The sequence below is a fragment of the Shewanella algae genome, assembly GCF_009183365.2.
In the GTDB taxonomy this organism is placed as follows: Bacteria; Pseudomonadota; Gammaproteobacteria; order Enterobacterales; family Shewanellaceae; genus Shewanella; species Shewanella algae.
The window spans coordinates 763,612-775,972 of record NZ_CP068230.1 but is presented as its reverse complement, the minus strand read 5'-3'; the positions used below and the strand labels follow the sequence as shown (position 1 = coordinate 775,972).

The window sequence follows — 12,361 nt, the reverse complement described above, 5'->3', positions numbered from 1 at the left end:
AAGTTTAAGATCCGCTATTTGACAGGGAAAACGCTTCTTCAATGCCGGTCTGCGCCACAAACTCCTCATCGTGACTGACCAGAATAAAAGCGCCCGGGTATGCTGCCAGCGCCGCTGCCAGACGCGCTTTCGATTCTATATCCAGATGATTGTCAGGCTCATCCAGCAGCAGTAAGGGATTGCCCCGCTGATGACTGACATAAAGCATGGCCAGCTTCATCTTTTCACCGCCGCTGAGACAAGCCACAGTGCGGTGCACCTGCTCGGCGCGAAAGCCTATCTGGGCCAGCAGAGTGCGGCGCTGACTGTCATCCATCAGGCTGTGATTCACCTGGTTATGATTAATCGGGCTGCTATCAACTTGAGCACAGCGCTGCAGGGTTTCCAGCAGTGTCCACTCTGGCTTGAGTAAGCTGAAATGCTGATCCAGATAGACACTGTGGCCATTGAGTTGCACTTGCCCAGAGCTCAACGCCAGCCTAGCCTGCAAGACCCGAAGCAAGCTGGACTTACCACTGCCATTGGCCCCCGCCAAACGCAGTTTCTCGCCACTGCTGAGGGTTAAATTGATAGGTTCTCGACTGCCATAGGGCAAGACAGCGTCCAATAGCCTTACCAAAGTCTGCTTTGCCACTGGCTGGCCATGGGTTTCGCGCCCCAGAGTCAGGTTTTGCCTGCGCCTTTGCTCACACTGCTGTTTCAGCCCGGCAAGCTCAGAGTCCAGCAGTCGCTGATGTTGCCGCTCCCGGGTCGCCATGGCCGCCGCATTGGCACCGGCCCGCTCTTTTTGACGGTCGAGCAACACTTTGGCCTGGCTGCCACTGCGCGCCAATTTCTCCCCTTTGGCTGCTCTCTGTTGTGCCCGCTCCCGACTCAACTGCGCCTGCTTTCTTACCTGACGCTGGGCCTTGACGACATTCTCCAACCTGCGATCAAGCGCTTGCTGTGCCAGGGTGTGCTGATGCCAATAGCTGTCATAGTTGCCGCCATAGGAATCGAGCCCCAAGCTGTTGAGCTCCCAGATTTCATCCATCTGTCGCAGCAGCTCTATGTCGTGGCTTATCAGCAGGATCTGCCCAGAAAATGCCGACATCCGCTGCCGCAGCCACTGTCTACCGCCTCTGTCCAAATGATTGGAAGGCTCATCGAGCAGCAACCAGTCTGCCTCGCTTTGAAACAAACGCCATAGTTTCAACTTGGCCTGCTGGCCACCACTGAGGCGTTCGAACTCAAGCTCGGGCTCTGCCGGCAACCCCAGCTCCCGGCAGAGTTCGAAAAAGGTTTGCCGCACCTGCCAGTCGTCATTGAGCTGCTCAAACCAATGACTGTCACAACAGCCCTGCTCTATTTGTGTCAGCGCCTGTAATCTGGTCGCCAAGCCCAGGCATTGGCTCAGGCAGCTTCCGATTTGCATTGTCGGCACTTGGAACGAGGGGCCATCAACCCGGCTTGCTGCGGCCGTTAGCAGCTTTGGTTCTTGCTGCTGCCGGTATATACCGCAAATGCCCCGGCGCTCAACCGTGCCGCTATCCGGCGCTCTCAAACCGCAGAGTATTTCGCCCAGCAAACTCTTGCCTATGCCGTTGCGACCAATCAGGCCGGTCATTCTAGCGCTCAGGTTACAGCTGATATCGGCAAACAATGGCTCAAGGCCATGAGTATAGAGTGAGATTTGTCTTGCATTAAATGCCTGCATCTTGCCTCCTGCAGACAGGGAGGCACGGCGAGATCCGATCCGGGTTTAAGCAGTCATGACATGGCGAATGAGTGCCAACTGACTGCAACAATAAAGACTTGAGCGAACACGCCGACCGACCCTGCCAATCTAATAATGGAAAAGTAAAAAAGATTGGTGATCAGGTGTCAGTTGTTCATTTTGGCGTGAGCTCCAATAGGCGAGGATGGCGGAATTATAACCGCCTGAGACAACAAAGATCCAGCTTGTCCCCTTTGGGGGGTTGTCCTTTGGGATGAGAGTGCGGCTCAAAACTAAACAGGATGCTAGAGCAGTATATGACTCAGCTCAATATCATTGTTCCTTCTGACTTCTATTGACTAAATATCCTCAATAGCGGATATTCAGTCAATTATACCCCAGTGGGTATAAAGTAGCATTTATCCCAACAAAGGGATAAATGCTAGCTAATCCTCTAGTGGGGATATGAGATAACTTTAAAATTCATCTCTAATCATTGAGGGCTGGAACTAATGATATATAGTCCAAAGCAACTCGCAGATATGATGCTACTGATACGCCAAAAGAATGGCTGGACTCAGTCAGAGTTGGCGAAAAAAGTCGGTATAAAGCAAGCAACAATCTCGAACTTCGAGAACAACCCCAACAAAACAACGCTTTCTACCTTCTTTAAGCTTGTACAAGCTATGGATCTAACACTGAGTATCCAAGAAAAAACACAGCTGACTTCGCCAAGTGAAAATGATGATGAGAGTTGGTAATGCAAAAGCTAATAGCATACATGAATGGTGAACTTGTTGGCACCTTGGCGAAGCATAAGAACGGCGCTCACACTTTTCAATATGATAAGGACTGGATAACCAATGCAATGACTCGCCCACTGTCATTGTCTTTGAGGCTTCAATTACCGACTATCACTTCCGATGCCGTTATCAACTATTTTGACAACCTCTTACCAGACAGCCCACAAGTCAGAGATAGGATCGTTGCAAGGTACAAAGCCTCGTCCAAACAACCATTTGATCTCTTGAAAGAAATTGGAAAGGATAGTGTTGGCGCTATTGCACTATTTCCTCCCGAACACCCCTATAAAAAAGAGCCACTCAGCTACGAAATATTGGATAATAAGAAACTAGAAGCCGTTCTTTCTGCATACAAGTCTGATATTCCCCTCGGGATGCTCAAAGAGGAAGAAGACTTTAGGATCTCAGTGGCAGGTGCTCAAGAAAAAACCGCACTCTTATTCATTGATGGACAATGGTGTATACCGAAAGGAAACACCCCAACCACTCACATTATCAAGCTGCCAATAGGCGAAATACCACAAGCTAACGCGACACTGGATCTCAAAGATAGCGTAGAAAATGAATATCTTTGCATTGAGCTAGCTAAAGCGCTGGGATTCGCAGTTCCCAGCGTCAATATAATCAAAACAGACAACCTTAAAGCTTTAGCTGTAGAACGATTTGATCGACGCTGGACAAAAGACAGAGCAGGCTTGCTACGCTTACCTCAAGAAGATATTTGCCAAGTGTTTGGTATGCCATCATCCATCAAATATGAATCTCAAGGTGGTCCAGGCATAGAACAGATCATGAAGTTATTAATGGGCTCAAGTAATGCACTTGAAGATCGATATAACTTCATGAGATTCCAGGTATTTCAATGGATCATTGGGGCTACGGATGGACATGCTAAAAACTTTTCTATCTATATTGATAGAGGAGGTAGCTATCGACTCACTCCATTCTACGACATTCTTTCAGCCTACCCATTACTGGGAGGAAAAGGACTCAATATTAGACAACTTAAGCTCGCTATGGGATTAAAAGCCACAAAAGGCAAGAAGTATGAAATCAATAAAATCCTGCCTCGTCACTTTTTAGATACTGCGAAAGCTGTGAATTTTAGTCAGGATAAGATGCAAAGAATAATGGATGAAATGAAAGGTGCGTTACCTGAGGCAATCTCGCAAGTAAGGGCGAATCTACCGGAGGGCTTTCCAGAGCATATCTCCGACTCCATTTTTGAGAATGCCAACAAAATAATTAAAAAAATCTAGCTATAAGATATTAATTTTAAATGCCATTTCCATAAGCGGATGCGGGTTAATTTCCTTTTTAAGTAAGATTTTCATTACCCGTGCCAATCTAAAAAAGGATGCCGCAGCATCCTTTTTCTCAAGCCGTTAGCCGGGGCAACTTACTGCTGCTCGGCCGTCTGGTTTTCCGTGGTTTGCTTCAATAGCCGACTGGTCATGGTACCTGCGGTCATGGAGCCGGATACGTTCAAGGCGGTACGCGCCATATCAATCAGCGGCTCGATGGAGATCAGCAGCGCCACAATGGCCACCGGCAGCCCCATGGCAGGCAGGACGATCAGCGCCGCAAATGTTGCACCGCCACCGACACCGGCTATCCCGAAGGAGCTGATGGTCACTATGGCAATCAAGGACAGCATGAAATGCAAGTCCAGTGGATCTATGCCCATGCTGGGCGCCACCATGACAGCCAACATGGCAGGATAGATACCGGCGCAGCCGTTCTGACCGATAGTGGCACCGAACGAGGCCGCCAGATTGGCAATGGCCGGCGGCACATTCAGCTGGGTCACCTGAGCCTCGACATTCAATGGAATAGTCGCCGCCGAACTGCGCGACGAGAAGGCAAAGGTCAGCACGGGCCAAATTTTACGGAAGTAGTCCAGCGGGCTAACGCCTACCATAGCCACCAGCATGCCGTGAACAACAAACATCAGTAGGATGGCGACGTAAGACGCCAGAATAAAGCCCAACAGGTTGAGCATGTCGGCAGCGCTGGAAGAGGCGACCACCTTGGCCATTAGCGCGGCAATACCATAGGGAGTCAGCGCCATAATCATCTTCACCAGGCGCATAACAATCGCCTGCGCACCTTCAACAAAGGTTCGTATAGGGGATTCCAGTTGCTCTTTCTCATGCATCACTTTGCGGGCCGCTATCCCGAGGAGGATACCAAAAATCACCACGGCAATGATGGAAGTGGAACGGGTACCAGCCAGATCGGCAAAAGGATTTACCGGAATAAAGCTCAGCAGCATTTGCGGTACAGTCAGATCGGCAATCGAAGCCGCCTTGGTATCCAATACCGCCATTTGCGCCGTTTCCCGGCTACCGGCTATCAGCCCCTCGGCAGAAATCCCTGAGATGGAAGTGACCAGAATACCTATCAAAGCCGCTACGGCCGTGGTCGCCATCAAAATAAATATGGTCAGGGAGGAGATCTTGCCGAGCGAGCCGCCCTTATCCAACTTGACCACTGCCGCTACCATGGACACCAACACCAAGGGCATGATCACCATCTTCAGCAAGGCCACATAGCCACCACCGACTATGGCTATCCAACTGAGCGCCTCTGCAGTGACCGGGCTGTCCACGCCAAAGTAAGACTGCATCAGGAAACCATAGGCACTGCCGAGGATTAAACCGATCAGCACCAGCCGGGATAATTTGTGCTCTTTTTGCTGTTGGTGAAACAGAATAAACAGAACGCCGAGAAATACCGCAATGGATGCGATAACTGCAATAGACATATGGAACCTTATACGGGAAACGGTATATGAAGAGAGAATCTACCGCATAATAAGCGCTAGTTTAAGCACGACAAAATATTAAGTTATTATTCTTTATAGCCTCTGATTATAAATAACCTGACTTAACCCCATACAAAACGGCCAAATTTCGCACGATACCGTACGATCGCTAACAGAAAGTTACACAAAATAATCCCATCAAACCGTGCCCGGATAAGCTTGTTTTCATCATCCGGGGATATACTCCCGAGGCAGCCTTCGCTGCCAAATATAATAACTATCTGTATCTAAAGGAGACTTTCCGTGAAGAAGGTTGGAATTCTGTTGCTCTGCCTCTTGATGCCACTGGCATCGGCGTGGGCAGAGCCGGGCAAGCCCTTGTCGGTTGAGCTATTGTGGCAACTCAAGCGTATCGGCAGCCCGGTAGTATCGCCCGGCGGCGAGCATATCATCGCCCCCGTGACCGAGTATGATGTCAAGGCCGACAAAGGGTCGACCCAACTTTGGTACTTTGATGCCGATGGCAAACATCAACGCCCACTGACTGCCGCCGGACTCAAGGTGAGCAACCCGGTATTTTCTCCCGATGGCAACACTCTGGCCTTTGTCAGCCAGCGTAATGAAGACGATGCCGGGCAGATCTATCTGCTGCCGATGAATGGCCCGGGTGAAGCCCAGCGGCTGACCGAAGTGCCTACCGGCGTGTATGGCATCAAATGGGTTGGCAAACATCTTTATTTCATCAGCAACATCTTCCCCGGGCAGGACTGGAAGCAGATGCAAGATCAGCTGAAAGCCGACAAGGACAACAAGACCTCGGCCAAGCAGTGGAATGCCCTGCCCTATGCCCAGTTCGATCACTGGCTGGATGAACGTCGTCAGGCGCATGTGTTCCGAATTTCCGCCAAGGGAGGCGAGATAGAAGCCATTACTCAAACGCTGGGCCATGAGCTGCCTCGTTCGAGTCAAAGTGCCGGCAGCTATGATGTTTCTGCCGATGAGAAACTGATCGCCTTCAACGCCTACGGTTCCGACAACCGGGTCGATCCCAAGCTGGACATCTTCCTCGGCAAGATAGGCGCAGACAAGGCAGAAAACCTGACACCGGACAACGAAGCGCCCGATAGCCGCCCAAGCTTCAGCCCCGACGGCAAGACGCTGGCCTTCACTCGCCAGAAGATCCCGGGTTTCTATGCCGACACCTCCAGGCTGATGCTGCTGGATATCCACAGCCGTAAGCTCAAGACCCTGACCGCCAATTGGGACAGATCTGTGTCTCAGTTCAGTTGGACGCCGGATGGCAAAGGCTTCTACGCCGCCATTGATGATGCCGCCACCAGCCGTATCTATCATATCGATGCCAAGAGCGGCAAAGTGAAGGCGATCACCAAGGACACCAACTATGGTCAGCCGCAGATAGGCAAGAAAGGTACTCTGATTGCCCTCAACGACAGCTTCCTTTATCCGGCGCGACTGCTGGCGATCAATCCCAAGAACGGCAAGGGCCAAAGGCTGGAGCAGTTCAATGACGAACTGCTCAAGGATGTGGATCTGGGCAGCTATGAGTCTGTGACCTACAAGGGTTACAACAACCAGGATATCCAGATGTGGGTGCACTACCCACCGGGTTTCGATCGCAGCAAGAAGTACCCGCTGTTTATGCTGGTACACGGCGGCCCACACAACGCCATCAGTGATGGTTTCCACTATCGCTGGAACGCCCAGACCTTCGCCTCCTGGGGTTATGTCACTGCCTGGCCCAATTTCCACGGTTCCAGCGGCTTCGGCCAGGACTTTTCCGATGCCATCAACCCGGACTGGAAAAACAAGTCTCTGGATGATGTCCTCAAGGCAGCCGACTGGTTTGAACAAAAGAGCTGGATCGACAGCGATCGCATGGTGGCCGGTGGTGCCAGCTACGGCGGCTATCTGACTTCCATCATCCTCGGGCAGAAACATCCGTTCAAGGCGCTGTTGATCCATGCCGCCGTGTACGACATGTACTCCCAGATGGCTTCCGACTTCGCCGTACACAGCACCCGCTTCGGCCACTACTGGGAAAACCCGGAAATCTACCAGTCGATTTCACCCCATTACTTTGCCGCCGGTTTCAATACCCCGACGCTGGTGAGCCATGGTCAGCTGGACTACCGGGTGCCCGTGGGACAAGGTTTTGAGCTGTTCCGCACCCTGCAAAGCCGTGGAGTGGAATCGCGGATGATCTATTTCCCCGATGAGAACCACTGGATCATGAAGCCCAACAACTCCATCTATTGGTATAACCAGGTCAAAGACTGGATGACCCATTATGCCGAGCCGGGCCCGCGTTAATCGCCGATAATCGGCATCCAAGCAAGAAGGCGACTCAGGGTCGCCTTCTTTCATATTAATGCCATGGAAGCGAACATCAGAGCATGGGTACTATGGATGCCAGCAAAAGACCGCCCATCAACAGGTTAAAACCACGGGCGTAGTTGGGCGCCGTCAGCCAGCGACTCAACTGTTTGCCGATAAGGGTCCAGATACTGACAGACGGGACATTGACCAAGGCAAATATTACAGAGATCAGCAACAACTGCTGCCAACTGGCACTCGGGTTGTATAGACTCACCGCAGCCAGCGCCATGGACCATCCCTTGGGATTGAGCCACTGAAACAATGTCGCTTGGATAAAGGTCATGCTGCGATAACCTTCATTGGTATTTCCCGGACGACTCAAGGCGATTTTCAGCGCCAGATACACCATGTAAGCAATACAGAGCAAACTCAGTAACTGGTGCAACCAAGGATAGGCCTGAAACAAGCCGGTCACGCCGATCCCCACCAACAACAGCATCAGGCTGAACCCCAGCACTATCCCCAGCATATGCGGTAAGGTGCGAACAAAACCCACATTGGCACCTGAAGTCATCAACATGATGTTGTTGGGCCCTGGGGTCACGGTTGAAACAAAGGCAAACATCACCAAAGGCCATAGCAAATTAGGCTCCATTCTTGCTTTACTCCTGAAATAAACAGTCAGCAAATACTAGATGGATTGGGACGCAATTTTGTGCTTATATTTGCTCTTAAAGTGAAAATTAAGCAACAAAACATCACCATGGATAGATTTGACGAAAGAATATTGCAAGGGCTACAGAGTGATGGCCGGATCTCCAATGTCGAGCTGGCCGAGCGGGTGGGATTATCTCCCTCTGCCACCCTGAGGCGGGTACAGGAACTGGAGCGAAAAAAACTGATCAAGGGCTACCGGGCCGTATTGGACAAGAGCCAACTGAACATAGGTTTTATTGCTTACGTCGCCATAGGCCTCAACAGTCACAGTAAACAATCCCAGTTGGGCTTTGAAGAGCATATCCGCTACGCCAAAGAAGTGATCGAGTGCCACAATATCACAGGCGCCAACGAATACCTGTTGCGGGTCGAGACCAAAGATCTCAGCAGTTATAAACGTTTTCATGCCGAAGTCCTCGGAGAATATCCTCAAGTCAAATCCATCACCACCATGGTGGTAATGGATTCACCGAAAGATCAACGTCAATAATTGTCTGCGATAAACCGCATGTCGCATGGTATTGCTGGCGACACTTTTTATCCTTGGGTACCATTGAGCAATAAAGAGGCGCCTGGACATGCCGGCGCCAGGGAAGATGGATACCTGAATGGAATTGAGATATGCGTTGCTGTGCTTGTTTTTGCTGCTAACCAGCCTAAAACTATTTGCATTAGAGCAGGTTAAGCTTCCCATTGTTGACATAGAACAAAGCAACGTCGCACTTGATGAATTCAAAATCGGCTATTTTGTTGATGACAGCCAGAGCCTCGGTTTTGAGCAGGCAAGCCAGAAGCCTTTCGGCGTAACCAATAATGTCACCACCTTGGGCACCAATGCCAGGGTCACTTGGTTCAAGCTGATACTGCACAATAAGCTCTCGCAGGAAAAGCCGCTGTTTTTACACCTGCCCCATGCTTACCATGTGCAGCAAATCGACATATATGAGGAAAGCGGCCAACAACTGCAACGACACGAGCAGTTGGATCTCGAACAGGCCGCCGACAACCCACTCATGTATCGGGGTACAGGCGTCTACCCATTGAAGCTGGCCCCAGATCAGATAACAACCCTGTATATTCGTAGCCACGCCTACTCCCATCAATGGTTTGCCATGACACTGATGGATGAGGAAAACTCGCGGCGGGCCCTGGTGAGCACTCACTATGATATTGCACTTATGGTGGGCATGTTGCTGGCACTGGTGTTCTACAACTGCCTGCTGTATTTCGCCACCAGTAAGAAAGAGAACATCTACTATTCGTTGTATCTGATCTCGGGTCTGGTGTGGATAGCCTTATCCTATGGTCTAGTTGCCAGCGTGTTCAACGCCTACGGCTCGAGCGTCTTCATGCTCAATCTGTCGCTGATCACCATGCCGATTTTCCTGCTGCTGTTTATGACGGCCATCTTCGAGACCAGGCAGTTCTACCCCACAGAGCACAAGGCGTTGCAGCTGATGTTGCTGTTACTGCTGGCGACCCTGTTCTGGGGCTTATTTGATATCTCTGCGGCACTCAAACCCGCCAGCAGCCTGGCTGCACTCATGATGCTGGTGACCTTCTCTGTGAGTATCTCCCTCTATCGCAAGGGCAACCCCCTGGTGAAGTACTTTCTGGTGGGCCACAGCTTCTTCGTGATCTTCAACGGCATAGCCGTGCTCTTCTACAAGGGCTTGATCTCTCCGAGCTATCTCAGCAGCCACGGGGTCGGCATAGGTATTATGCTGGAAGCCCTGACCCTGGCATTTATCATCTCCTACAGGATTAAAATCCTGGAGGATATCCGCGCCTCGCAGGAAGAACTCAAACGCCAGGCGGCCACAGATCCTCTGACCAAACTCTATAACCGGCGCTATTTCTATTCTGAGGCCGACTATCAACTTAAGCTGGCCGGCCGCAATGGCGAGGCTATCTCTGTGCTTATTCTGGATATAGACAGTTTCAAGCAGATCAACGATAACTTTGGTCATCACTTGGGCGACAGGGTCATAGTCGCCCTGGCCAAATTATTGAAGCAACACTGCCAAGGAGCCGAGATGGCGGCCCGCTTCGGCGGTGAAGAGTTCGTGATCTTGCTGCCGGGAGCCCCCCTAAGCCAAGCCTTGCAGCGAGCCGAGCAGCTGCGCCTCAATGTCGAAGCGATGCAGCTAACCGCCGACACGGGAGACAGGATAAGTTGCACCATAAGCTTGGGCGTGGCTGAGGTTGAAATTGCAACAGAATCGATAGAAGCGGCCGTAAAACGAGCCGACCGCGCGCTATACCAAGCCAAAAACAGTGGCCGCAATCGTGTATGTGCCGACACGCCAGGGGCGCTAGAGAGCTTACCGGCCGCCGCAGACTCGGTTTGAAGAAACAGGGGGGAGCCTCGGCTCCCCACTGCTTAGAGCATGATGCCTGCAATAACCGCCGACAATAAGCTGACCAGAGTCGCCCCGTAAACCAGTTTGAGACCATAGCGGGATACTACAGCACCTTTTTCGGGGCTGAGCGCCTTCACCGCGCCGGCAATCATTCCAATTGAACTGAAGTTGGCAAAAGACACCAGGAACACCGACAACACTCCAGTAGTATGAGCCGACAAGGCCCCCTCTTTGACCATTTTGCTCATATCTATCATGGCGACAAACTCATTGGTTACCAACTTGGTGGCCATGATACTGCCCGCTTGCATCGCTTCGCTGGCAGGAATACCTATCAACCAGGCCAAGGGATAGAACACATAACCCAATACCTGTTGGAAACTGATACCGAACACCACCTCAAACAGATAGTTGACCAAGGCAATCAGGGCGATAAAGCCAATCAACATGGCCGCGACTATGACGGCAACGGTAAAACCGGCAATGATATATTCCCCCAGCATCTCGAAGAAACTGACCTTGCCGCTACTCTTTTTATCGGCAGTCATCAGTTGGTCTGTGGTCGAATTATCCACTTCATAGGGGTTGATAATATTGAGCACCACAAAGGTACTGAACATATTCAGTATTAAGGCGGTCACCACAAAACGCGGCTCTATAAGCTGCATATAGGAACCGACAATCGACATGGATACTGTGGACATGGCTGTGGCAGATAGGGTGTACATCTGCTTGTCTGTCATGTGAGGAACCAGGTTCTTGATGGCAATGAAGTTCTCTGACTGGCCCACAATCATGGAGCTCACGGCATTGAATGACTCCAACTTTCCCATACCGTTAATCTTACTGAGACAGATACCTATCCCCTTGATGATCAAGGGCAGGACTCTCAAATACTGCAATATACCTATCAAGGCAGAAATGAAAATAATCGGCATCAACACCATGAAGAAAAAGGTAAATCCCCCCTCATTGGTCACACTGCCAAATACAAAATCCGTCCCTTGCTTGGCAAACTCCAGTAACTTGGAGAAAGCGGCGGCAAAGCCCCCCACTATTGTCACCCCAACAGAAGAGTTCAACAGGAACCAAGCCAGCAACAATTCCACCAGCAGCAGTTGTATCACGTAGCGGATTTTTATCTGGCGCCAGTTATTAAGGTTAGCCAATAGTGCCAAGCCAAGAATGGCCAACATACCTACAAAAAAATTTACATATTCCATAGCATCCACCTAACGCTGTTTTATTTTTAGCCACTCAAAAGTTAATTCAGTAAAAACTGAATATGAGTGTGTTGTGATTTTAATAATCTTGAATAAGTTAAAAACAATGTGATCGGCAATAGTACAACAGTGAATCCAAGCAAATTCATGAATATTAATTAATAATAGATTATTAAATCCATTCATAGTGTTATCGATCAAGCTTGATAAGATTAAGTTCAAAAAACAAACAATCTTCTTGTTGGCAATAAAAAACCAAAACATATAGCAACAATTAAAAACACAAAACCAATCACAAAAGCCAACAACGGCAACCTGAAAACAGGCCATACCACCAAAAAACAACAAAAAATCGAAAAGCGAAAACGGATTAAACACAAAAATTAATCATGCTTTATATTCCACTTTTCACTTAAGTGTAAAAACTACTCAAAGGAAAATAAAAAACACCAATA

Annotated in this window: 9 protein-coding genes; 5 read left to right on the top strand and 4 right to left on the bottom strand. The window is 50.0% G+C overall.

The genetic code is table 11. The annotated features are described in order from the left end of the window. Nucleotides 1–4: 4 nt before the first annotated feature. On the bottom strand, nucleotides 5–1,696 hold the full coding sequence (locus tag E1N14_RS03600) for an ATP-binding cassette domain-containing protein (protein ID WP_025011263.1): 1,692 nt from the start codon (nucleotides 1,694–1,696) through the stop codon (nucleotides 5–7). Nucleotides 1,697–2,208: 512 nt separating this feature from the next. Here E1N14_RS03600 and hipB point away from each other — a divergent pair. Both hipB and E1N14_RS03590 read left to right on the top strand, forming a co-directional pair. Then, a complete protein-coding gene (hipB, locus tag E1N14_RS03595; RefSeq protein WP_025011264.1) occupies nucleotides 2,209–2,457 on the top strand; it encodes a type II toxin-antitoxin system antitoxin HipB in 249 nt (82 codons plus the stop codon). Continuing rightward, the gene (locus E1N14_RS03590) at nucleotides 2,457–3,758 is read left to right on the top strand and encodes a type II toxin-antitoxin system HipA family toxin (RefSeq protein ID WP_062793729.1); all 1,302 of its coding nucleotides are present in this window, start codon (nucleotides 2,457–2,459) and stop codon (nucleotides 3,756–3,758) included. The genes hipB and E1N14_RS03590 overlap by 1 nt, the downstream gene beginning before the upstream one ends. A 140-nt stretch (nucleotides 3,759–3,898) precedes the next feature. Here E1N14_RS03590 and E1N14_RS03585 read toward each other — a convergent pair whose 3' ends face one another. Then, the gene (locus tag E1N14_RS03585) at nucleotides 3,899–5,266 is read right to left on the bottom strand and encodes an L-cystine transporter (protein WP_025011265.1); all 1,368 of its coding nucleotides are present in this window, start codon (nucleotides 5,264–5,266) and stop codon (nucleotides 3,899–3,901) included. A gap of 303 nt (nucleotides 5,267–5,569) precedes the next feature. Here E1N14_RS03585 and E1N14_RS03580 point away from each other — a divergent pair, with 303 nt between their 5' ends. After that, a complete protein-coding gene (locus E1N14_RS03580; protein WP_025011266.1) occupies nucleotides 5,570–7,597 on the top strand; it encodes a S9 family peptidase in 2,028 nt (675 codons plus the stop codon). Nucleotides 7,598–7,673: 76 nt separating this feature from the next. On the opposite strand, the gene E1N14_RS03575 is transcribed toward E1N14_RS03580, so the two are convergent. Next, nucleotides 7,674–8,258, bottom strand: coding sequence for a LysE family translocator (locus tag E1N14_RS03575; protein WP_062793730.1), 585 nt, complete (start codon nucleotides 8,256–8,258; stop codon nucleotides 7,674–7,676). A 108-nt stretch (nucleotides 8,259–8,366) separates the two neighbouring features. Here E1N14_RS03575 and E1N14_RS03570 point away from each other — a divergent pair, with 108 nt between their 5' ends. Together E1N14_RS03570 and E1N14_RS03565 are read left to right on the top strand one after the other, a co-directional pair. Next, nucleotides 8,367–8,810, top strand: a complete 444-nt coding sequence (locus tag E1N14_RS03570) for an Lrp/AsnC family transcriptional regulator (protein ID WP_025011267.1) — start codon at nucleotides 8,367–8,369, stop codon at nucleotides 8,808–8,810. Between the two features lie 118 nt (nucleotides 8,811–8,928). Further along, entirely contained in the window at nucleotides 8,929–10,671 is a 1,743-nt protein-coding gene (locus E1N14_RS03565; protein WP_025011268.1) for a sensor domain-containing diguanylate cyclase, read from the top strand. Nucleotides 10,672–10,703: 32 nt separating this feature from the next. Here the strand turns inward: E1N14_RS03565 and E1N14_RS03560 are convergent, their stop codons facing one another. Continuing rightward, entirely contained in the window at nucleotides 10,704–11,906 is a 1,203-nt protein-coding gene (locus tag E1N14_RS03560) for a NupC/NupG family nucleoside CNT transporter (protein WP_028781105.1), read from the bottom strand. Between the last annotated feature and the right edge of the window lie 455 nt (nucleotides 11,907–12,361).